Origin of the sequence: Actinomyces timonensis DSM 23838, assembly GCF_000295095.1 — a bacterium.
In the GTDB taxonomy this organism is placed as follows: domain Bacteria; phylum Actinomycetota; class Actinomycetes; order Actinomycetales; family Actinomycetaceae; genus Actinomyces; species Actinomyces timonensis.
In genome coordinates this window covers 206,167-227,896 of record NZ_JH806634.1, presented here as the reverse complement: position 1 = coordinate 227,896, position 21,730 = coordinate 206,167, and the positions used below count along the sequence as shown (strand labels likewise).

21 protein-coding genes, 3 tRNA genes and 1 pseudogene are annotated in these 21,730 nt (G+C 69.0%); 8 read left to right on the top strand and 17 right to left on the bottom strand.

Features of this window, described 5'->3' with window-relative positions; all coding sequences use genetic code 11:
- The 4 genes and pseudogenes from A1QA_RS14575 to A1QA_RS15110 all read left to right on the top strand — a co-directional run.
- Nucleotides 1–583 (top strand): annotated as a pseudogene (locus tag A1QA_RS14575) (hypothetical protein); the annotation flags it as partial.
- A 39-nt stretch (nucleotides 584–622) separates the two neighbouring features.
- Nucleotides 623–1,129 (top strand): GtrA family protein, encoded by a 507-nt coding sequence (locus A1QA_RS0111320; RefSeq protein ID WP_017179019.1) that lies wholly within the window; start codon nucleotides 623–625, stop codon nucleotides 1,127–1,129.
- A gap of 188 nt (nucleotides 1,130–1,317) precedes the next feature.
- The gene (locus A1QA_RS0111315; RefSeq protein WP_017179018.1) at nucleotides 1,318–2,013 is read left to right on the top strand and encodes a VTT domain-containing protein; all 696 of its coding nucleotides are present in this window, start codon (nucleotides 1,318–1,320) and stop codon (nucleotides 2,011–2,013) included.
- A gap of 95 nt (nucleotides 2,014–2,108) precedes the next feature.
- A complete protein-coding gene (locus A1QA_RS15110) occupies nucleotides 2,109–3,128 on the top strand; it encodes an aggregation-promoting factor C-terminal-like domain-containing protein (RefSeq protein WP_017179017.1) in 1,020 nt (339 codons plus the stop codon).
- A 154-nt stretch (nucleotides 3,129–3,282) separates the two neighbouring features.
- Here A1QA_RS15110 and A1QA_RS0111305 read toward each other — a convergent pair whose 3' ends face one another.
- From A1QA_RS0111305 to A1QA_RS0111290, 4 genes are all read right to left on the bottom strand, one after another.
- Nucleotides 3,283–4,362 (bottom strand): sensor histidine kinase, encoded by a 1,080-nt coding sequence (locus tag A1QA_RS0111305; RefSeq protein ID WP_017179016.1) that lies wholly within the window; start codon nucleotides 4,360–4,362, stop codon nucleotides 3,283–3,285.
- A gap of 24 nt (nucleotides 4,363–4,386) precedes the next feature.
- A complete protein-coding gene (locus A1QA_RS0111300) occupies nucleotides 4,387–5,052 on the bottom strand; it encodes a response regulator transcription factor (RefSeq protein ID WP_026048895.1) in 666 nt (221 codons plus the stop codon).
- A 167-nt stretch (nucleotides 5,053–5,219) separates the two neighbouring features.
- On the bottom strand, nucleotides 5,220–6,395 hold the full coding sequence (locus tag A1QA_RS0111295; RefSeq protein WP_017179014.1) for an adenylate/guanylate cyclase domain-containing protein: 1,176 nt from the start codon (nucleotides 6,393–6,395) through the stop codon (nucleotides 5,220–5,222).
- Nucleotides 6,396–6,534: 139 nt separating this feature from the next.
- Entirely contained in the window at nucleotides 6,535–7,473 is a 939-nt protein-coding gene (locus A1QA_RS0111290; protein WP_026048894.1) for a biotin--[acetyl-CoA-carboxylase] ligase, read from the bottom strand.
- A gap of 151 nt (nucleotides 7,474–7,624) precedes the next feature.
- Between A1QA_RS0111290 and A1QA_RS0111285 the strand changes: the two genes are divergently transcribed.
- A complete protein-coding gene (locus A1QA_RS0111285) occupies nucleotides 7,625–8,305 on the top strand; it encodes a Maf family protein (RefSeq protein ID WP_026048893.1) in 681 nt (226 codons plus the stop codon).
- A 23-nt stretch (nucleotides 8,306–8,328) separates the two neighbouring features.
- Here the strand turns inward: A1QA_RS0111285 and A1QA_RS14565 are convergent, their stop codons facing one another.
- The 6 genes from A1QA_RS14565 to A1QA_RS0111255 all read right to left on the bottom strand — a co-directional run bounded on the left by A1QA_RS14565 (nucleotide 8,329) and on the right by A1QA_RS0111255 (nucleotide 10,598).
- On the bottom strand, nucleotides 8,329–8,946 hold the full coding sequence (locus tag A1QA_RS14565; RefSeq protein WP_082181232.1) for a MarR family winged helix-turn-helix transcriptional regulator: 618 nt from the start codon (nucleotides 8,944–8,946) through the stop codon (nucleotides 8,329–8,331).
- 160 nt (nucleotides 8,947–9,106) lie between these two features.
- Nucleotides 9,107–9,955 (bottom strand): MaoC/PaaZ C-terminal domain-containing protein, encoded by an 849-nt coding sequence (locus tag A1QA_RS0111275; RefSeq protein ID WP_017179010.1) that lies wholly within the window; start codon nucleotides 9,953–9,955, stop codon nucleotides 9,107–9,109.
- A gap of 27 nt (nucleotides 9,956–9,982) precedes the next feature.
- Nucleotides 9,983–10,153: a 50S ribosomal protein L33 gene (gene rpmG, locus A1QA_RS0111270; protein WP_017179009.1), complete on the bottom strand. Its 171-nt coding sequence runs from the start codon at nucleotides 10,151–10,153 to the stop codon at nucleotides 9,983–9,985.
- Between the two features lie 60 nt (nucleotides 10,154–10,213).
- Nucleotides 10,214–10,287, bottom strand: a tRNA-Met gene (locus tag A1QA_RS0111265).
- Between the two features lie 41 nt (nucleotides 10,288–10,328).
- Nucleotides 10,329–10,401, bottom strand: a tRNA-Thr gene (locus A1QA_RS0111260).
- Nucleotides 10,402–10,517: 116 nt separating this feature from the next.
- A tRNA-Tyr gene (locus A1QA_RS0111255) sits at nucleotides 10,518–10,598 on the bottom strand.
- Nucleotides 10,599–10,851: 253 nt separating this feature from the next.
- Between A1QA_RS0111255 and A1QA_RS0111250 the strand changes: the two genes are divergently transcribed.
- Complete coding sequence (locus A1QA_RS0111250; protein WP_017179008.1) at nucleotides 10,852–11,349, top strand: YajQ family cyclic di-GMP-binding protein; 498 nt, start codon at nucleotides 10,852–10,854, stop codon at nucleotides 11,347–11,349.
- Between the two features lie 82 nt (nucleotides 11,350–11,431).
- On the top strand, nucleotides 11,432–12,334 hold the full coding sequence (locus A1QA_RS0111245; protein WP_017179007.1) for a hypothetical protein: 903 nt from the start codon (nucleotides 11,432–11,434) through the stop codon (nucleotides 12,332–12,334).
- A 134-nt stretch (nucleotides 12,335–12,468) separates the two neighbouring features.
- Here the strand turns inward: A1QA_RS0111245 and htpX are convergent, their stop codons facing one another.
- The 6 genes from htpX to A1QA_RS0111220 form a co-directional block, all read right to left on the bottom strand.
- Nucleotides 12,469–13,344, bottom strand: a complete 876-nt coding sequence (gene htpX, locus A1QA_RS0111240) for a zinc metalloprotease HtpX (RefSeq protein ID WP_017179006.1) — start codon at nucleotides 13,342–13,344, stop codon at nucleotides 12,469–12,471.
- Between the two features lie 345 nt (nucleotides 13,345–13,689).
- Entirely contained in the window at nucleotides 13,690–14,034 is a 345-nt protein-coding gene (locus A1QA_RS16575; protein WP_244266148.1) for a hypothetical protein, read from the bottom strand.
- 382 nt (nucleotides 14,035–14,416) lie between these two features.
- Entirely contained in the window at nucleotides 14,417–15,106 is a 690-nt protein-coding gene (locus A1QA_RS14560; RefSeq protein WP_043508576.1) for an ATP-binding cassette domain-containing protein, read from the bottom strand.
- A 7-nt stretch (nucleotides 15,107–15,113) separates the two neighbouring features.
- The gene (locus A1QA_RS0111225) at nucleotides 15,114–15,821 is read right to left on the bottom strand and encodes a hypothetical protein (RefSeq protein WP_017179003.1); all 708 of its coding nucleotides are present in this window, start codon (nucleotides 15,819–15,821) and stop codon (nucleotides 15,114–15,116) included.
- Between the two features lie 122 nt (nucleotides 15,822–15,943).
- Nucleotides 15,944–17,020, bottom strand: a complete 1,077-nt coding sequence (locus A1QA_RS15560; protein WP_167320659.1) for a radical SAM protein — start codon at nucleotides 17,018–17,020, stop codon at nucleotides 15,944–15,946.
- 796 nt (nucleotides 17,021–17,816) lie between these two features.
- A complete protein-coding gene (locus A1QA_RS0111220) occupies nucleotides 17,817–19,298 on the bottom strand; it encodes an FAD-dependent oxidoreductase (protein ID WP_017179002.1) in 1,482 nt (493 codons plus the stop codon).
- 246 nt (nucleotides 19,299–19,544) lie between these two features.
- On the opposite strand from A1QA_RS0111220, the gene A1QA_RS0111215 reads away from it, so the two are divergent.
- Nucleotides 19,545–20,921, top strand: coding sequence for a hypothetical protein (locus A1QA_RS0111215; protein WP_017179001.1), 1,377 nt, complete (start codon nucleotides 19,545–19,547; stop codon nucleotides 20,919–20,921).
- A gap of 36 nt (nucleotides 20,922–20,957) precedes the next feature.
- Here A1QA_RS0111215 and A1QA_RS14555 read toward each other — a convergent pair whose 3' ends face one another.
- Nucleotides 20,958–21,728 carry a metal ABC transporter ATP-binding protein gene (locus tag A1QA_RS14555; protein ID WP_017179000.1) on the bottom strand — a complete coding sequence of 257 codons (771 nt, stop codon included), beginning with the start codon at nucleotides 21,726–21,728 and terminating at the stop codon, nucleotides 20,958–20,960.
- Nucleotides 21,729–21,730 lie beyond the last annotated feature (2 nt).

Sequence of the window (21,730 nt, the reverse complement as noted above, 5' to 3'; positions counted from 1 at the left end):
CGACGACGGCAGTGGCCCTCGCGCGCGGGCCTCGCAGGCCTCGTGGGCGCGGCGCCTGGCGCCGGAATGGGCGCCGCTGGGCGGCCGCAGGCGCGCGGGCCTGGGGGCCCTGACCGCGGTGGCGCTGGTCAGCACCCTCGTATGGCCGGTGGCCGCGTGGATGGCGACGGGCCGCATGGACGCCTACACAGCCACCGAGACCTCGTGGCGCGGGGGCGAGCTGGCCCCCTTCGTCCCGTGGCTGGACCGCGGGCAGTGGTGGGTCGGGGAGCACCTGGGCTGGCTGCTCGTCGTCGGCGTCCTGGCCCTGGCCGCGCTGGGCCTGGCCTCCCGGGCGGCGCGCTCCCTCGGCCCTGCCGCCTGGTTCTGGTGCGCGGCCTACGCGCTCTACCTCCTGGCCTTCTTCGACCCGACGACGTCGCTGCTGCGCATCCTGCTGCCGCTGGCCCCGCTGGCGTGGGCCGCCGCCGCGAGCGTGGGGCGCCGTGGCCGCTGGGCGCTGGTGATCGCGGGGGTGATGGCCCAGGTCTTCTGGATCAGCTGGGTGTGGGATCTATCATCCTCAATCACCTGGGTGCCCTGATCAGTGGCCTACCATCGCCCCGTGAGCAATAGCGCGACCATGACCGCCACGGCGGAGCCGATGAGCCTCAGCAGCCGGATCCGCGCCTGGGTTCATGAGTTCTTGCAGTTCGGAATCGTGGGCGCACTCGCGTACGTCATCGACTCCGGCCTGTTCAATCTCGTCCAGCACGGTCCCACCGGTTTCCTGTCGGGGCACCCGAACTCCGCGAACGTCCTGAGCGCGACGATCGCGACGATCTTCTCCTGGGTGGCGAACCGGTACTGGACCTACCGGGGACGCACGAGGGACAACACCTGGCACGAGGGGATCCTCTTCGCCCTGGCGAATATCGGTGGGCTGGTCATCACGCAGTTCTGCCTGCTGTTCACCCACCACGTCCTGGGGCTGACAGGGCCTCTCGCCGACAATATCGCCGCCTACGTCGTCGGATTCGGATTGGGCACCGCGTTCCGATTCCTCTTCTACCACTACATCGTGTTCACCGGCTCCAGCGATGAGGCCGGCGCCGAGGACCCCGGCAGCCCGAGCGTCTCCGATTCCTGAGTCCGGCGTGTCAAGGCTGTGACGCTCCTGCGAGGCGGCTGAGCGCCTGGCCCGGGATCGTGCCAGATGCCACAGCGGGGATGAGGGAAGGCTCACGGCCAGTGGGGCGCTCCTCTCCATAGCCTTGCCGCGTGACTGCTTCCCTCACGGCTATCGCCGCGCTCAATGCCGCCGTCCCTGCGGCCCCTATGCCCGCCCTCGGCCCGAAGTGGCTCGACGCCGGGGAGATGATCACCCAGATCGTCTCCTGGTTCGGCCCCTGGGCGATCGTCGGCGTCATGCTCGTCATTTTCGCTGAGACGGGCCTGCTCATCGGATTCTTCCTCCCCGGGGACTCCCTCCTGTTCACCCTTGGGCTCTTCGTGGCCACAGGCGCGGTGGGTGTGCATATCTGGGTGGCTGCCCCTCTGGTACTGCTGGCGGCCATCGCCGGGAACCAGACCGGTTACCTCATCGGGCGCGAGGCCGGCCCGAAGATCTTCAACCGTCCGAACTCCCGGCTGTTCAAGCAGGAGTACGTCGAGCGCACGAGAGACTTCTTCGAGCGCCACGGCGGCAAGGCCGTCACGCTGGCGCAGTTCGTGCCGATCGTGCGCACCTTCACCCCGGTGATGGCCGGCGTCGGGCGGATGCACTACCGGCATTTCGTCACCTTCAACGTCATCGGCGCCACCTTCTGGGCCTTCGGGATCACATGGCTCGGCTACTTCCTGGGCTCCATCGAGTGGATCCAGAAGAACATCGACGCGATGATCCTCGTCATCGTCTTCGTCTCCGTGGTGCCCATGCTCCTGCACGCCCTATCCGGGCGCCGCAAGAAGACCGGCAAGGAGGCTGCCACGCCGGTTCCCCAGACGACCCCGGGCACCGGCCCGGGGCACTGATCGGGAGCGGATCGGCCCGCCTCGGCGGTCAGATCCCTTCCACCGCACGACCCCGCAGCGCCCGCTGCCCGGTCACGACCACCCGCGAGGTACACATGACCCTGCACCGACCGATCGCCGCGCTCGGCTCCGCGACTCTTCTCGCGGGGCTCGCGCTGACCGCGCCGGCGGCACTCGCCTCTCCGGCCGACGCCGCCCCCGCCACAGCGAGCGCCGCCCAGGCCGCTGCGGCCCCCGCACTGGCCGCCACCGACGGCGATAACGCCGCTGGGAGCATCGGCTGGGTGATGTCCCAGGCCGGGTCCTGGTCCTACATCAACCCCGCCGACGGCCAGGCCATCACGGGCTGGCTGCACACGGGCGGATCCTGGTTCTACCTCGACGGCGACGGCGCGCTCGTCACCGGCTGGGCCACCGTCGGCGGCGCCTGGTACTACTTCGACGCCGATGGCCGGATGGCCACCGACTGGAACTGGATCGACGGTGCCTGGTACTTCCTGGGCGACGAGGGATCCATGGCCGTGGGCTGGAAGCTCATCGGCGGCTCCTGGTACTACCTGGGCAGCAACGGCCAGGCCGCGATGGGCTGGCTCGCCGACGGCGGCTCCTGGTACTTCATGGGCAACAGCGGCCGCATGGCCGTCGGCTGGGCGAACCACCTGGGCGCCTGGTACTACTTCAACGGCTCGGGCCAGATGCTCACCGGCTGGATCGTGGACGGCTCCACCTGGTACTACCTCGACCCGTCATCGGGCCGGATGACCGCCAGCGAGCCCGTGGCGGGAGCCGGCTCGGGCGGCACGTCCGGCACCTCCGCCTCCGACGCGAAGGCCTACGCCAGCAGCCAGATGAGCGCGTGGGGCTGGGACGCCAATGAGTACTCCTGCCTCGTGGGCCTGTGGGACCGCGAGTCCGGCTGGAACTACCAGGCCTCCAACGCCTCAGGTGCCTACGGCATCCCGCAGGCACTGCCCGGCTCGAAGATGACCTCGGCCGGCTCGGATTGGGCGACCAACCCCGCCACGCAGATCGACTGGGGCCTGGGCTACATCAAGGGCCGCTACGGCAGCCCCTGCGCCGCCTGGTCCCACTCCGAGAGCGCCGGCTGGTACTGACCCCCACCCACCTCCCCATCGAGACCGGGCGAACAGCACCGCGAGATCTGGAATTCTCCAGTCAATCGCAATCTCGCGGTGCTGTTCGCCCGGTCTCGTTCATAGGAGGGGGCGATGGATTGACGGCGCGGGGCGGGTCGGGGCGAGCCGGCGGCTAGAAGCGGCGGCGGCGGCCGACGCTGACGATCGCGCCCTTGGGCAGCACCGTGTTCGGATCGAGGGAGCGCGGCACGGCGGCCAGGAGCACGGAGAACACCGGTGGGCGGCGCGCGGTGAGCTCGATGCGGCCGCCGTCGGCCTCCACGAGGTCCTTGGCCAGGGCGAGGCCCACGCCGGTCGAGCCGTGCCCGGACACGGAGCGCTCGAAGATATGGGGCGCCAGCTCGTCGTCGACGCCCTCGCCCTCGTCGGCGATGTCGATGAAGACGCCGTGCCCGCCGTTGGCGCTGCGCACGGAGACGGTCGTCGTGCCCGCGCCGTAGCGCAGGGAGTTCTCGATGATAGTCGCCAGGACCTGGGCGAGCGAGCCGGGGCTGGCCAGGACCGGCTGGCCGATCGCATCGGTCAGGACGAGCTCGCGCCCGGCCTCGGCGAAGGCCGGCCCCCACTCCTCTTGCTGCTGGGCGAAGAGATCGGCGAGGTGCAGGGCCTCAGTGGTGCCGCCCCCGGAGCGCCGGGAGACCTTGAGGAGGTCGTCGACGACGCCGGTGAGCCTCTCCACCTGCTCCAGGCAGGCGTGGGCGCCAGCGCGGACCTCCTCGTCGTCGGCGATGATCTCGATCTCCTCCAGGCGCAGGCTGAGGGAGGTCAGCGGCGTTCGCAACTGGTGGGAGGCGTCGGAGGCGAACTGCCGCTCGGCGGCGAGCCGCCCGGCCACGCGCTCGGCGGAGCGCACGAGCTCGGCCTGGACGAGGTCGATCTCCTCGATCCCGGAGACCCGCACGCGGGGGCGCACCTGCCCACTGCCCAGCTGCTCGGCCTCGGCCGCCAGGTAGATGAGTGGGGCGGAGATGCGCCTCGAGACCTTCGCGGCCACGATGTACGCGGCGGCCAGGGCGATGATCGCCAGGGCGGTGCCCACCGTGACGACGGAGAACACCGTCCTCCAGCGCTCCAGGTCGTCCGGCGCGGAGCGGGCCGCGTAGAAGATCGTCGCCGCGCCCAGGGGGATCCCCAACAGGACGACGGCGACGAGCACCGCCGCCATGGTCATCTGAAGGGCGCGGCGTCGCATCGGGTCCCCTGGGCGGAGGCGGCCTCAGGCGAGGCGGTAGCCGGCGCCCTCGGCGAGGAGGATCGCGGGGGCGTCGACGTCGTCGCCGAGCTTGCGGCGCAGCCAGGTGGCGTGCATGCCAAGGGTCGACTCCGAACCGGTGGGGTCCTCGCCCCAGACCTCGCGCAGGATGTCGTCGCTATCCACCACGGAGCCCGCGCCGCGCACGAGCACGCGCAGGAACTCGAACTCGCGGACGGTCAACTGCAGCTCGCGGCTGCCCACGAAGGCCCGGTGCGCGGCGACGTCCACGCGGATGTCGCCATGGGCGAGCTGGTCGACGGCGGCCTCGCCGGAGGCGCGGCGGACCTGGGCCCGCACGCGGGCGAGGAGCTCGGCGAGGCGGAAGGGCTTGGTGACGTAGTCGTCCGCGCCGGCGTCGAGGCCGACGACGTGGTCGGTGTCCTCGCTGCGAGCGGTGAGCATGAGGATCGGGATGGTCAGGCCCTGCGCGCGCACGGTCCGCGCGACGTCGAGGCCGTCCATGTCGGGCAGGCCGAGGTCGAGCACGAGGATGTCCGCCTCGCCGATCTCCTCCAGCGCGCCCTTGCCGGTGCCATGGGCGCGGACCTCGTAGCCCTCGCGCCCGAAGGCGCGGGCGAGGGGCTCGGAGATGGCGGGGTCGTCCTCGACGAGAAGCACAGTTGTCACGATTCAGATACTAGCCGAGTTGCCCTGGCGCGGCAGCGGCGCTGTCCCCATCGCGGGCGCGCTCCGGCCCTCTCACCCCGTTTCCCGCGGCATCGCGCGGAATGAGAACCTGAACGCGGGCTGAAAGGTCCCTGATCGCCGCCCTCCGCTCCCGCCGGCCCGGACCCTCAGGCGCGCTGAAGCGACCACGGGGTGACGTTGCCCATGCCCTTGGCGACGACGTCGTGGCACTGGCGCACCCGGTACTGCGCGGCGACGGGGCTGGCCATGAGGGCGCGGGCGGTGGCCTGATCCATGCGGATGCCCCCGGGCTCGGCGGTGTCGACGAGGCGGGAGGCGAGGTTGACGGGCGGGCCGAAGACGTCGCCGGAGCGGGACACAACGCGCCCCTCGACGAGGCTGGCCCGCACGAGGATCGCGTCGAGGCCGGACTGGAGCTCGTCGACGAGGGACGTGACGACGTCGGCGGCGATAGTCAGGTCATCGGAGATGTACATGACGGCGTCCCCGATGGTCTTGACGACCCTCGCCCCCCGGGAGGTGATGACGTCGCGGGCCGTGGTCTCGAAATCGTCGAGCATGGTGGACAGCTCCATGCGGCTCATCGTCTGGGCGCGCTGGGTGAAGGAGACGATGTCGACGAAGCCGAGGGACCGCACGAGCGGGTAGTAGTCGGGGCCGACGCGCTCGACGCCCCGCCGGGAGATCTCGGCGTCGGTGCGGTCCAGGAGGGAGGCGAGGTGGCGGCGCCACACGTAGGTGAGCTGGTCGGTCAGGGGACCGGTGAGCTCGTTGATGTGGTCGAGGACGACGAGCCGGGCGGAGGTGTCGTCCAGGCCGAGGCGCTGCCCGACATCAGCCACGAGGGTCTCGAGCTGCCACAGGACGAGGCGGTCCATCGTGTAGGACTGGGCCCGGAGCAGCTCGAGGATCGCCGAGGCGGACAGGCCACCGGGCTCGTCGGGGCCGGGATGGCGCTCCTCCTCGGAGTCGATGAGATCGGCGATGGACCGCAGCGTGTCGGCGTCCTGATGGGTGAAGCGGGGCTCGTCGTCGCTGACATCGGCGAAGCCCATGGCCCGCCAGAAGCCGCGCGCGAAGAGCGGCGAGACGCGCGCCGCACCGGCGAGCTGGGGCAGTGTCAGGGTGGGGTCGCCCCCGAGCAGGACGCGGGCGTGGGCGTGGACCGTCGCGCCGCAGCATGCCGACTCGGCGGCGTCACTGGGCGTGGCCGCACGAGGCCCGGCCCCCTGCCCGGGTATGCAGACGGTGTCCTCTGGCGCCTTGGCAGGGGACTCTCCTCCCTCGTGGGGAGTGGGGAGGCTCTCTCTCGTACCAAGCACTCCTCCTAGCGCGAACGGCGTCACCTCATTCACGCGGATAGGGTAGCGCAGGTCACAGGATTTCGTCAGGGCGATATCAGATGTCCCCCGTTTCTGACATATCCATGAGAAAACGTGCGAGCGGCAGCGCCGCAGCGGGTCAGGCCGAGCCCCGGAGTCGCGCGTCCCCGGCTCTCACGAGGATGTCCTGGTCGCCGTCGTCGGGCCGGACTCGGAGCTCGGGCTCGATGCCGACGGCGGTGCCGACGACGTCGCCGCCCGGGGCGCTCACGCGGACCCGCCTGCCGAGGGTCGCGCAGGCCCCGCGCAGGTCGTCCCCGAGAGATCCCGCGGCGGTCGGGGCGCGCTCCGGGTCCCCACCAGCGGCCTCCCACTGCTCCACGAGCCCGAGCAGGCGCGGGGCCAGGGTCTCCAGCACGATCCCGGGCTCCAACCAGTCGCCCCGAGAACTCCCCGCTCCCAGGCTCCGCAGCGAGGCGGCCCAGGGCACGGGCAGCTCCTGCGGCGACTGGCCGATGTTGACGCCGATGCCCACGATGATGACGGGCGCCGCCTCGCGACTGGCAGGCGGCCGGGCCCCGGGGGCGCCCCCGGGCGCGGGAATGAGCTCGGCGAGGATGCCCGCGATCTTCCGGGAGCGCCCCCATCCGGGCACCTCGGCCTCGCCGCCTCCCGAGCCGCCAGCGCCGTTCGCTCTGCTGTTATCGTCGGTGAGCGGTTCGACGACGACGTCGTTGGGCCATTTCGTGCGGGCGCGCCAGGGCAGGCCCTCCAAGGCGGGGGCGAGGGCGTCGCGCACGGCGAGCCCGGCGAGCAGCGGGAGCCAGCCGAGGGTCTCGGCGGGCACGAGCGGACGGAGGACGAAGGAGACGGTCAGCGCGCTGCCCGGCGGGGTCACCCAGTCGCGCCCGCTCCGGCCGCGCCCGGCGGTCTGGGAGAGGGCGCGCAGCGCGGATCCGTGGGGCCAGCGCTCCGCGGCGGCGGCATCGGGCCTGCCGCCGGGGGCGAGCTGGCGGCGGAGGTCGTCGTTAGTGGAGCCGGTGGCCTCGACGGTCACCAGCCGAGTCGTGGCGCTCATAGGGCGCAGGCTACCCGCGCGCGACCAGCGAGCCCCGCCAGGCCAGTCGGCACTGCCGGACCAGCCGATCCAGGAGGCGACGAGCGCGCCGACGGCGGGCCCTCCCCCGGGCCTGCCCGTCCTGCCGCCTGCCACTGAGTACCCTGAGGCGGTGATCATCCTCGCCTCGAAGTCCACGGGCCGCCTGGCCACCCTCCGCGCCGCGGGTGTCGAGCCCCGGGTCGAGGTCTCCTCGGTCGACGAGGGCGCGATCCTCGCCGCGCTCGCCCAGCGGCGCGCCGAGGCCGGCGAGGAGGCCCCCTCCCCCGCCGAGCAGGTGCTCGCGCTGGCCACGGCCAAGGCGCTCGACGTCGCCAGCGCTCTCGGGGAGGGCGCCAGCGCCGCTGGCGAGGGCGCCGGGCCGAGCGGCACGAGCGGGAGAGCCAGCGCTCCCGTCGTCGTCGGATGCGACTCAATGCTGGAGATCGACGGCGCCGTCGTCGGCAAGCCCCGCACGCCCGAGGCCGCCCGTGAGCGATGGCTGGCGATGCGGGGACGCACGGGCGAGCTGCACACCGGGCATGCGCTCGTACGCCCGGCCGACGGGGCGAGCGCGAGCGGCGTCTCCTCGGCGATCGTCCATTTCGGCGAGCCCACCGAGGAGGAGATCGACGCCTACATCGCCACCGGGGAGCCGCTGTGGTGCGCCGGGGCCTTCACCATTGACGGGCTGGGCGGCGCCTTCATCGAGGCGATCGAGGGCGACCCGCACGGCGTCGTCGGCATCTCGCTGCCGCTGCTGCGCCGGCTCCTGGCGGAACTGGGCGTGAGCTGGACGGACCTATGGGGCTGAGCTGGCGGGACGCGCCGTCCGCCTCAGTCGGCGGGGTTGAGCCGCGACATGATCTCGGCGAGTGCCTCCAGGTCGCTCCGCCCGAGGCGGTCGACGACGTGCCTGCGGACGCCGTCGAGGTGCAGCGGGGCCGCTGAGCGCAGGAAGGCCAGGCCGGCGTCCGTGAGGGCGCAGTTGACGCCGCGCTTGTCGGAGGGGCAGGAGCGCCGCTCCACGAAGCCCTCCTTCTCCAGGCGGGTGACCGTGTGGGTGAGGCGGGAGCGGGAGTGCCCGATCATCTCCGCCAGGCTCGACATCCGCAGCTCCTTGCCGGGGGCCTCGTCGAGGCGCACGAGGATCTCGTACTCGTGCAGGGAGAGCCCGACGCTCGTCTCGAGCTCGTGGTTGAGCACGCCAGTGACGGCGGTCGCGGTGTGGAGGAAGGCGCGCCAGGCGCGCATCTCGAGGGCGTCGAGCCTGGGAGATCCCGCGGCCGCGCAACTGCTCGATGCCAGGAGAGGGGCCTCGGCAGCAGCGGCCTGGCCGCAGGATGGGGTGACCTCCACCGGCGCCTGCCCGCAAGACGGGGCTGCGGGGGCGGAGGCCTGGCCACAGGCGGGCTTGTCCTGCTCCGCGAGAGCCTGTCCGGCCTTCCCTGCCATATCGTTCCTCTCCGCGCTGCCTGACGATTCGGGGCGCCATGGCGCCGCTGATGGTGACGTGGCCTCTCAATGAGCGATCGGGCCACGGGATGTCGTTAAGTATTGAACAATCTCGAGAGGATTGCCAGCGAGCATGACGAGCCCCACGGCCGTGTGAGCCTCATCGGGTGCTCGCGCCCTGCCGCCGCAGCACACGCCGCTTCCCCACAGCCGACCAGCACGAGCCGCGCTCATCAACGATGAGAGCCGCCCCGGGCCGCCCGACGGCGAGTGCCGCGGGGAAGAGCAGGTCGAGGCCCTCATGCCGGGGGTCCGCTGGGACGAGGCCGAGGCTCAGGGCGGCCAGCAGGAGACCGTGGGCGACGACGCCGTCCTCCTCGGCTGCGAGGCCGGCGCGCCGGGCCGCGCCTAGAACGAGGTGGATCGGGTTGTCATCGCCGGTGGCGCTGGCCCAGGCGGCGAGGTCGTCTCCTGTGAGGATGAGCCGACGGCCGGAGGCGGCGTTGTGACTGCCGTGGCTGCCGTGAGCGGGGCGAGTCGCGTCGGTGGGTGCAGCACCCACGGCGCTCGCGGTGCTGAGAGGGTCGGCTCCCTCAGGGGCCGGGAGGGGGCGTCGGGCCAGGTCGTGGCGGATCTGGAGCACGGGCCACGCCTGCGGGGGCGGGGTGGACGGGGCGCCGTCGGCGGCAACCTCAGCGCTCAACTCGACAGTCACCTCGATGAGCTCCCAGCCAGAGCGGGCCGTCCTCCTCAGGCGAGGCGGCCTGGGATGAGCCGAGCTGTGGGGAGCGGGGGCGATGCGGCAGCGCCGGTGGATGAGGCCATCCCAGGGGTCGACGATCTCGCGGGCCAGGGCGAGGGCGGCCAGTGCCGGGGCCATGGCCCGGGCGCCGCGGTGGGCGGACGCCTCGGCGTCGTCGATACCGGAGCGGGTGAGAATGCGCTGAAGCGGCTGCCGGGCATGACGAAGCCCCACCTGCTCGGGGCTGGTGGGGCTCGGCGCGCTCATGCCCGGATCGTATCCGGGCGGCGGGGCTCAGCGGGTCTCGCGGTGCTCCGTGTGCTTGCCGCAACGCGCGCAGAACTTGGAGATCGCGAGGCGATCGGGGGTGTTCCGGCGGTTCTTCTTGGTGATGTAGTTGCGCTCCTTGCACTCCGAGCAAGCCAGAGTGATCTTGGGACGCACGTCAGCGGTCTTGGAAGCCACGTGTCTCTCCTCTCATTGATCCTCGAGCAGCCCGGGGCGGCGATGTGCTCGAACCTTGCGTAGCGGGGGAGGGACTCGAACCCTCGACCTCACGATTATGAGTCGTGCGCTCTAACCAGCTGAGCTACCTCGCCATATGAACACGGAAGGGGCCTGACGGCCCCCGCTGCGAGCGAGCCCCGAAAGGGAATCGAACCCTTGACCTTCTCCTTACCATGGAGACGCTCTGCCGACTGAGCTATCGGGGCAACGAGCGGAATCCTAGGATGATCGCTTCTGCGCTCGCAACTCGACCATCCGTGGCCCTACTCACTGGGCTCCCTCCGAGGAGGGATGGCATCCCACAGCAGGGCCATGGGCACCGTGGCGGGTGAGGGATTCGAACCCCCGTAGCTTGCGCGGCTGATTTACAGTCAGCTCCCATTGGCCGCTCGGGCAACCCGCCATGCTCCACAACCCGAGCCCGAGGACTCATCGCGTGGTGCCGTGGAAGAATAACAAGCCGACGGCGGAGCGCGCCAATCCCGCCCCTAGGACCCTGCTCACACGGCTTCCACGGCCCCGGGGCCGTCCCGGGGAGGGGGCGGCGCGGGGCCGCCGGGCGCTGGGCAGCGGCGCCCGGCAGCGGCGCCCGGCGCTCACGAGCGGCGCTTCTCCCCGCACGCCCAGCACGCAGAACGGCCCAGAAAGGCAACGCCATGGCATCAGACTCCTCCTTCGACGTCGTCTCCAAGCTCGACCGCCAGGAGGTCGACAACGCCGTCAACCAGACCGCCAAGGAGATCGCCCAGCGCTACGACTTCCGCGGCGTCGACGCCTCCGTCTCGCTCGCGGGCGACGTCATCACCATGGAGGCCAACTCCGCCGAGCGCGTGCTGGCGATCCTCGACGTGCTGCAGTCCAAGCTGTTCCGCAGGGGCGTCTCCCTCAAGGCGCTCGACCTGGGGGAGGGCGAGCCCAAGCCCTCGGGGAAGATCTACCGCCTGGCCTGCCCCCTCAAGGAGGGCATCAGCCAGGAGATCGCCAAGCGGATCACCAAGGAGATCCGGGACGAGGGCCCCAAGGGCGTCAAGGCCACGATCCAGGGGGACGAGGTCCGGGTCTCCTCGAAGTCACGCGATGATCTGCAGGCTGTCATCGCCCTGCTCAAGGGACTCGACGTCGACGCCGCCCTGCAGTTCGTCAACTACCGCTGAGCCCGGCGGGCGGTCGCGTCGCCGGAGCGCGCGCCGTTGCTATCGTGATCTCACCGTGACCCTGGATCCCCGAGGAGATCCTATGAGCACCGGGCCTTACGACCCGAATATCCAGTACGGCGCCGCTCCCGCCTCCCCCACTGGCCCTTCGACGCCGATGGGCGCCCCTGCCGGCGGCCCGCCCGCCTACGGCATGGGCGGGCAGTACCCGGCGCCCGGGCAGGCGCCGTCAACGCCCCCATCGACCAAGAGGAAAGGCATCATCGCCCTCATCGCGGGGCTCGCCGTCCTCAGCCTCCTCGTCACCGGTGGGATCCTCGCCGCCTACAAGGACTCCGGCGACTCTTCCGACTCCGCGGCAGGCGGCTCATCGGCGAGCGCGGGGGCTGACTCGTCCGGCGGCAAGCTGGGCGACAAGGCCTCGAAGGCCGCGGTGGGCGACTGCATCGACTCGCTCACCGACCCGAGCGCGACGATCGTCTCCTGCGACAACGCCAGCGCCAAGTTCAAGGTGGTGGCCACGTCGACGACGAAGGAGTCCTGCGCGACCACTCCCGGTGGTGACTACTTCGACGACGCCACGTGCTACAACGACTTGAGCGCGGGGATCCCCGTGGAGGAATCCGTCAACGACGCCAAGGCCGGTGACTGCATCACCGCCGACGAGTCCGACCCCTCGCATCCAGCCGTGCGCAAGGCCGACTGCTCGACGAGTGGGGCGCTGCGCGTGGAGGGCTCCTTGCCGGGGGTCTCCAACGTCCCGGTCATCGCGATCCCCACGATCGATGTGAACAACCCCGGCCCCGCGCCGACACTGGAGGAGACGCGCACCCAGTACATCATCGACCAGTGCGTCGCGTCGGGTGCGACCAACACCAACACGGTCTACTCCTGGAACCTCGGCGGTACGAGCTTTACGAGTGTCCAGACGGACAATCCGACGTCCTATGACGCCGTTCTGTGCCTGAGCGACCAGGGCTCCTGATCCGCGTCGGGCCTCTCGCTGGCAGCCGCTGGGCGGGGCCTTGCGCGCCGAGAGGGCGGGACCGTGACGGTCCCTCCCTCTCGCGTGTGCCCGGGAGTCCGCGGTGGCCCGCCTGGACAGCCCGGGGAGGTCTGTCAGTACCCGGCCATCTGCTCCAGGCGGCGGATGCGGTCGGCCATCGGGGGGTGGGTGGCGAAGAGGTTCTTGACGCGCCCGAAGGGGTTGGCGATCATCATCGAGCTCACGGGCTCCATGCGCGGGTCGCGCGCCATGGGCGCGGCCGCGATGCCGCCGTCGAGCTTGCGCAGGGCGCTGGCCAGGGCGAGCGGGTCGTTGGTGAGGACCGCGCCGTCGTGGTCGGCGTCGTACTCGCGAGTGCGCGAGATCGCGAACTGGGTGACGGTGGCGGCCAGCGGGGCGAGGAGCGCCAGGAGGAGGACGGCCAGGCCGTTGCCCTCGCGGCGGTCGCGGCCAGTGCCGAACCACAGGGCCATCGTGCCCAGCGAGGAGATGACCCCGGCGATGCCTGCGGCGATGGAGCCGGTGAGGATATCGCGGTTGTAGACGTGGGAGAGCTCGTGGCCCAGCACGCCGCGCAGCTCGCGCTCATCGAGGAGCTGGAGGATGCCCCGCGTGCAGCACACGGCGGCGTTGGCGGGGTTGCGGCCGGTGGCGAAGGCGTTCGGGCTCATCGTCGGCGCCATGAAAAGGCGCGGCATGGGCTGGCCCGAGGCCGCCGACAGCTCAGCGACCACCTTGTGCATGACGGGCTCCTGGGCGGCGGTGACCTCGATGGCGCCCATGGAGCGCACGGCGAGCTTGTCCGAGTTCCAGTAGGTGTACGCGGTCTGGGCCACCCCGATGAGCGGCATGATGAACAGGAAGATCGAGGAGCCGGTGCCCCGGGTGAGCAGGTAGCCGATGAGGATGAGCAGGCCCCACATGCCGCCCAGGAGGGCGGTGGTCTTCAGGCCGTTGTGGTGGTTGGTGCCTCGGTAGATCGCCGACATGCCGTCAGAGTAGCGGAGCCACCTGTGCGCGCCCTGTGCAACGGCCGGGCCCGCGCGCGACCGGTGGACATCAGGATCGAGATTGTGGTGTGCCAAGGCATCTGGGACGGTGTTGGCGTCTCAGACGTCCTGGAACGGACTGGGCGGCAGTTGGAGAGGCGGTGACGTCAGGCGCGTCTGGCACCGGCGGCGACATTCTGCACCGGTGGTTGCGCCTGGCACCTTGGGTTGCGTTCTCACCGCACCCGAAGGTGCTCGGCGCAACCACCGGTGCTGGAGGCACCCGACGATGCGACCACGACACGACCGCTTGTCCCAGGACAGCATTCACCGACTGATCGCGCTCTACTTCTCCAGATAATTCTGCCGCGTCCTCCCGATGAGGAGACACACCCCGACCAGAAGCGCCAGGAGCACGCCGTTCGCGCAGACGAGCTGAAGCATCCGATATTCAGGATCCACCACGTACTGCCCCTGAAGCGGGATCATTCCGAGATAGTAGCACGAGAAATCATCACCAGTCACTGCGCCCACGACCCAGTGATCAGCAAAACGCCTGACGAGGGAGAAATACAGCGTCGCGAACGCAAGAATCTGCATGAAGACGAACATGCCCCATGAGACCGAGCGCGCCATACCAGGCCCGGCGACCCGCTTGCCAGCAGAAGCGCCTATGAGCATCATCAACATGCCACAGGCTAGAGCGACCCCCTTTGCGATGAGCCCTAGGAGCACCGCACTCCAACTAGTCTCGCCTCGACCAGAATCCGAAAGGCTAACGACGGCGTACAAAACCATCAAATACGACCAGAGAACACAACCGTGCAAACCCGCCATCTTCCATCTCGGCAGTGGAGAGAGGAAGAAGATCCTCTCACTGCAAAGGGCCACATGCCGCACCAAGTAATCTAGCGCATACAATGACGCTCCGAATGAGAGCAGCATGACACCCAGCGCGTGCATCTGTGCCACCATTTGCCCAGATCCCACCCGCCCTGCGACAGCAACGACCAACGCGAGTACCAAGATGGGCAGGAAGAACCGTCCATGACGACGCAGGACCATCCTCAAATCATTCATGTGCGGCCACCAAACGTTTAAATGCCATCTCGAGGGACCCATCACCGATCCGCCGAACATCGGCAACCTTTCCAGAGCGGAGCAGCCGCCCGTCCACCACCATCATGACAGCGTCGAAGACGCGCTCAACCCCCTCGATCAGATGGGTACTCAACAACATTGGAGCCTCCTGACATCGAACTTCGATGATGTTCTCGATCAAGCGATCACGAGTCAGGGGATCGACGCCAGCTAACGGCTCATCCAAGACATATAGTCTTGGCCGCCTCGCCATGATCAGAGCCAGATGCAAGCGCTCCGACATCCCTTTCGAAAGGCTTCCCACAGGCGCCGACCTTTTAATCGCGGACCCAGCGAGAAACTCTTCCACGACATCATCGCGAAAATCCTGGTGCCTCGCGCTGAACAGATCAATCGCCTGCCCAACTGTCATCCAGGAGAACAAGAACGGCTTATCTGGTAGATAGGCGATCTCATCTCGACTGGGGCACCTCAGCGCACCGTCATATCTCCCAATATCGCCACAGACCGTCTTGAACAACGTGGTTTTCCCGGCGCCGTTCGGGCCAAACATGCCGACAACACCATCGTCCGCGTCTACTCTAAAACTCATGTCCGAGACTGCGCGATGCTTGCCGTAAGACACCGAAAGGCGAATCCCTTCAACAACAATATCACCCATATCCAGATCACCTCCGAAGGAACGACACGACAACGAAAATGATAATATAGGCCAATACCCCGAGCGAGACAATCCTCAGAACCAGAATGGGCTTTGGCGCATCCGACCAGCCCTCGACTTCCTCAAGATCGAAGCACGCCAATAGCATACGTTGACCATCCGCATTCCACAAGGGCAACAAGTTGGTGGCGACAAAGATCATCACCAAGGCAGTTCCATATCTCCCCTCCTCACCCAGGCCCAGAACTTCCTGGCACAATACGAGCAGGTTCACGGCGATCAAGTTAGCGAAGAGTCCGGCAGAGTGGCAGAGCAGCCTTTCCCTTCTAGGGAGAAGTGATACCTGATTCATTCTAACGAAGAATGCCGGCATGACCCAATAGTTCATCTTGAATCCCACCTTGTCAGGACGCCTTCCGCACCATCGCAACGCCAGGACATGACCAGCCTCATGGATGAGCAGATTACTGACAACTAACGTCGCCGCCAGGACGAGGCCTCCGCCTCCATTGAGCCTTTCTGAAGCCACGTCTGAAGCGAGATACCCCAGCAGCCATAGCAACCCATTGATCAACATCGCGAGAAACAGCATGACGTAGACGCCCAGCCATAGCGTCGACAGGCGAGAAGCCTTGTCCACCCAGGCAACAGGCCTCTCCCCAATCACCACAAAGGTCGTCTTGAAGTAGGTATCGCTAGCGCGATCATGTATCACAACACGATCTCCGTGCCTGACGATTTCGATGTCGTCCTCGCAGCACGACTGCCACGACGGCCGTTCTTTGAGTCGACTGAGTCGATCAAGTCGGTTTGACAAGACGCTTCCATCCCCTCGGCTCAGCGCTCACTCACATATTGAGCCTTGTACTCCTCGAAATCATTCCGCAGTTCGCTGATTCTACTCTTGTTCTCGAAGATCACGCTGCACAGATGACAGGCATCGACAACGGGAAAAGGCTCAGCGAATCGTTCATCCCCATTCCTCTTGAGCTTTTCCACAAACCACCCCAGGCCTTCTTCTGTCATAATCTTGAATGCAAGGTTGCATTCTATGCGACGCGCCCCCTCCTCGATCGTGAGTTCATTGGCGTCACCAACCGAAAGAGCGCTGTTGATGACACCCAGCGAACAGCATGGGTAGACTTGGCCGTCACCCGAGAACAGCAAAACCTGTCCTGGGCACTTCAGGTTCTCGGTTGAGACATGATCGTACGTTATCTCGCATGATGCGATGCCCTCGGCCTGCCCAACAGGTGTAATATTGAAACTGTTGATATGCACACCTTCTAGGAGGCCTTCTAGTTGGTCCAGCGTCTTACTGGCGGGCTCACTTCGCGACTGGCAGATGTTGACAGCGAATTCGATTTCGGGCGCGACATCCCTCACCTTGAGGATGTTCCTCACTCGCTCGATTGGCACATAAGGCAGATGAAAGGTGTCAGCACTGATCGTGATAGTTCGGACGCCAGCGTCTGCCAATTCTAGAAGAACTCCCCTGGCGCTCGCTTCCGTGATCCCCCAGAATCCATTTGAAACGATCGTGCTTCGTTTGCCAGCTCGTTTCAAACGTCTCATCTGCTCCAGTATGAAGGACTTGCGCAGCAACGCCTCTCCACCAGTGAACGCGACTATCTTGATCGACGGTGAGGCGATGGCTTCGTCGATCAGACGAACAACTGTAGCATCCTCTAAGTGCCTCTCATCCTTTGGATGGGACGACACGCAGCAATGAGCGCATCTTGCATTGCACTTCATATGCGGAGCGATAATCACACGTTGCATTAGAACACCTTGATAGTGGTATCGAATTGGGCGATGGGTGCGGGCGCCTCCAGTGGCGCCCGCACCCACTTCGCAGCCGTCACCAGCCAGCGGCAACCCAGTTGTTGCTGACAAGAAGCCAACCAAGGTCATCACTGTCAGACAACTTGACGACTCGGTCGTCCACGATAAGCGCATCGAGCAGATCCTGCATGATCTCACCTCCCTCAATCGAGGTCAATTGTCGGTCGATTGGCAACGCCAACGTTAGGCAGTTCACACCTTCAGCGCCAGCCATACGATCGATTTCGCTCCGAAGTACCACGGGTAGGGGATCGCGCACCATACGGAAGTTCCCCGCGTGTCGCACATTCGTGCGGACTTAGGTGTACTACATCACCCTTTGGCATCGCCAAACTCATCCGAAAGTATGACGGTCGCGACTCCTTCAAGGAGGCTGTGTCAGCAAGCCGAGGCCCATCTGCGACGCCTCGGCGGCCCCGGGCTCACCTGGAGCAATGATGCGAGCAGCGGATCTGCGCCGGGACGGAGACAGTCGCCGATCGCGGCCCACGAGTGGGCAGCGCGGATATGACTTGGCCGCCCGTCGTGCCCGATCTTGGATGATCGCGGGCGGGGATTGGCCTCCGGCACGCACCCAAGTGGGACGTCCAGAGCGGCGCTGGGCGCTCCTGAGCGACCCTGGACCCTCGAGAGCACCGCCGGAGCGCTGCCCCCAACGTCCCTGCGCGCTGTAGCCGCCCCTTCCCGCGCCGTCGGCCCGCAGAAACCGTCTCGGCCCGCTCCCGCGCCCTCAAACTGCGAGGATGAGGGCGCAACAGCGGGCAGAGGGCGCGGGAGCGGGCTGAGGGCGCAACGACGGGGCGAGGGGCGGTGAACCAGTCCGCCCGGTCTTCCGGGAACTCCCGGCCGCCCCTCCCCCGCTTCCTCAGAGCCGGTGGGCGACGCGCTCGGGGACGCGGGAGGGGTCGGGGGCGCCGATGAGGTCGGCGGGGACCTCGGTGCCGCGTGAGACCGCGGTCATGGCCTCGCGGGAGACCACCTTGACGCGCTCACGGGGCTTGGACTCCCCACTGCTGACCGTCACCTCGCCGAAGTCCTCGCCGAGCCCCCGCTCGTAGGCATCGAGGAGCTCCCAGCCGTCCCAGGTGGTGAAGGGGACTCCGCGCTTGTTGAGCAGGAGCATGACGGCGTCGTGCCCGACCTGGTTCTCGTCAGAGGTGGTGGCGTGGAGCAGACCCGCCTGCGCGTCGGCCACGAGGTTGGAGATGGTCTCCTGGGCGTCGGACTTGGTGGAGCCGATGAGGCCCACTGGGCCGCGTCGGATCCAGCCGGTGGCGTAGATGCCGGTCAGCGGCTCGCCGCCCTCGCCCAGGACTCGGCCGCCGGCGTTGGGCAGCACGTGGCGCTCGGCGTCGAAGGGAAGGCCCTCGATGGGGCTGCCCGCGTAGCCGATGGCGCGGTAGACGGCCTGGACGTCGAAGTCGCGGAACTCGCCGGTGCCCTCGACGTTCCCGTCGCCCGTCAGGCGCGTGCGCTCCACGCGCAGGCCGCGCACATGACCAGCCTCGTCCGTGAGGACCTCGCTGGGGGCGGAGAAGAGGTGGATGTGGATGCGGTGGGAGGCGGTGAGGTCCTCGGGCTCCGCCATGGCGTAGCCCTCGAGGGCCTTGACCACCTGGCGCTGCTGGTTGGAGGCCGCGAGCGCCGCCTGGGAGCCCTCGTCGTACTCGAAGTCCTCCTCATCGACGAGGACGTCGACGTCGGGCTGCTTGCCGAGCTCGCGCAGCTCCAGGGGGGTGAACTTCACCTGGGCGGGGCCGCGGCGGCCGAAGACGTGGACGTCGGTGACCGGGGAGCGGCGCAGCTCCTCGGCGACGTTGGCGGGAACCTCGGTGACCATGAGGTCCTCGGCGTGCTTGGCCAGGACGCGGGCGATGTCGAGCCCCACGTTGCCCACGCCGATGACGGCGACCTCCTTGGCGCTCAGGTCCCAGGTGCGGGGGTGGTCGGGGTGGCCGTCGTACCAGGAGACGAAGTCCGCGCCGCCGTAGCACTCGGAGGCATCGGCCCCGGGGATGCGCAGGGGGGCGTCGGTGTCCGCCCCGGTGGAGAAGATGAGGGCGTCGTAGTGCTCGCGCAGCTCATCGACGGTGATATCGCGGCCGACCTCGACGTTGCCGATGAGGCGGATGTCCCCGCGCTGGAGGATCTTGTACAGCGCGACGATGATCTGCTTGATGCGGGGGTGGTCCGGGGCGACGCCGTAGCGGACCAGGCCGTAGGGGGCGGGGAGCCGTTCGAAGAGGTCGATGTTCACATCGAGTCCCGACTTGGACAGGATGTCCGAGGCGTAGATGCCCGCGGGGCCTGCCCCGATGACGGCGACGGAGAGAGGGCGGGTACTCACTGGATCTGGCTCCTGGGGTGAGGGGGCTGAAGGGGGCGATCCTGGCGCAGCGGGCCACGGCTGGCTGGGAGGACGACGCCCACAGTCTAGATACTCCGGGGCGCCTGACCAGCAATGGCCCAGGTGGCGGACCTCCCATCGACCTCCTGGGACTCCGCTGGGGCGCCTTCCGGCCGCCCTGGATCGCCGCTAGGGTGGTTGGGAACGCGAACGCATCGGCCGTCCCCTGCCCTGAGAGGCCCCGCGATGAAGCGCCGCTCCTTCCTGCTCTCCGCCCTGGGGGCCGCAGCGATGCTGCCGGGCCCCGGGCTGACGGCGTGCGCCCCGCGCCCCGACGGCGAAGTGCCCCCCGGTGGGGCGACGCCCTCCTCCGCCTCCCCCTTCTCGGGGCCGTTCCCGGCCCCGTCGTCGGGCTCCTCCTCCCGGCCCGCCCCGACCGCTTTCTCTTCCACCGCTGGCATCCCGGGGCTCGGCGTCGACATGCTCGCCGACGCTGGAACGGGGTGGTCGATGGATGACCGCTTCGTCTTCCACAGCGATCACCCCACCTGGTGGTACGAGGACCTGTCCACGGGGGTGATCCGCATCCTCACCACCGACGGCGCCGCCCTGGGCTTCGCGGAGGCGACCGCCGACGACCTCGGTCGCGGGGTCGAGCCCCAGGGGGCCACCCAGGCGCTGTCCGACGCCGCGGCCATCGTCGATCCCCGCGGCGCCTGCGCCTACAGCCTCACCACCGCGACCCAGATGGGCCCGCCCCAGGCCGGGTCCTGGTCGGCCACGGTCCTCAAGATCGAGCTGGTCTCGGGGCGGATCCTCGCCTCCCGGGACGTGGAGCTGCCCGCGAGCGCGCCGACGGCGAAGGGGGCTGCCCGCCTGGCCGTCTCCTCGGACGCCACGCGCCTCGCCCTGGCGCTCGGGCCCCCGCCCGACTCCCCGGTCGGCCCCTGCTGGATCGAGGTGCTCGCCACCGCCGACCTCTCCACGCTGCTGACCAATCCGCAGGGGGCTGGAAGCGCGGCGCTGGCCGGCCTGTCCGGCGACGCCGTCATGGTGGGCACCCCATCGTCCAGCGCCTCGTCGCCAGCCGCGCCCCCGTACCGCGTCCTGTCCACCACGGACGGCTCCGTCCTGCAGGAGGCCCCGACGAGCCAGGCCCACCTGCTGGAAGGGTGGCTCTACTGGGCCGCCCAGGACCAGGGCTCCTGGCGGGCCATGGACCTGGGAACCCGGGCGACGGCGGATCTGGGAGCGGGCCCGCCCCGGGCCGGTGATCATCCGGAGGCCTGGTGCTCCGGCGGCTACTCGATCATGCGCACCCCGTCGGCCGCCGATTTCCGCGAGCTCGGCTCCCCCACCCCGACCTTCACCTGGCCGAACACCGACGGCACCGTCCCCACCGGCCTCGCGGTCTATGGCGATGTCCTCTACACGGTCTTCGACTCGCGCCCCGGGGAGGTGGTGCTCACCGATCTGCGCACGGGCGAGGAGCTGGCAACGGCCTTCCTGCCCGGCGACGCGCTCTCGGGCGCGGGGAGGGCGCTGGAGGTGACCCATGAGGGGATCGGGGCGATGGACCCGCGCGGCAAGGCGGTCTTCTACGCCGCGACGGCCTGGCGCTGAGGCTTGCGGGGAGGGCCGGGCGCGAGGCCCGCACCCTCAGCGAGGGCCCTCGCGGGTGTCGCCGACGACGCGGCCGGCGTCGAGGGTGAGGCAGCGGTCGGCGATCCGGCGGGCCTCCTCGTCGTGGCTGACGAGGAGGACGAGCGCGCCATCCCGGGCTGCCCGGGCCGCGGCGTCGTAGATGATCTGGGTGGAGCGGGCGTCGGCGGCGGCGGTCGGCTCGTCCATGAGCAGGATGGCGGGCCTGCTGACGACGGCCTGGGCGACGAGGACCCGCTGGCGCTGACCTCCGGAGACGGCGGAGAGCTGGCGGTCGGCGAGATCGGCGATGCCCAGGAGCTCCATCACCTCCCCCGCGCGCTCCTTCTGGGCGCGCGTGAGCGGGCGCAGGAGGCCGGTGCTGCCCCAGCAGCCCATGGCGACGGCGGCCCTCACCGTCAGCGGCATGCGCTCGGGGATCGGCGGGGCCTGGGGCACGAGGGCCGCTCGCGCGTCGGTGGGGCGGCGCTCGATGCTGCCGCCCGCAAGCGGCAGGATCCCGGCGACGGCGGCCAGGAGGGTGGACTTGCCCGAGCCGTTGGGACCGAAGAGGCAGACGGCCTCGCCCATGGCCAGGTCGAGGCTGACCCCGTCGAGGGCGAGCACCTCGCCCCGGCGCACGACGACGTCGCGCAGAACGAGCCCGCCCATGGCCGCTGCATCGGTGGCGGTCGGAGGGGGCGCGGCGCTGGGGCTCGGCCCCGAGGCGGCGGGGCCGGAGCTGGCGAGGGCGCTCGAGGGGGCCCGTCGGGGGGCGGGGAAACGCATGC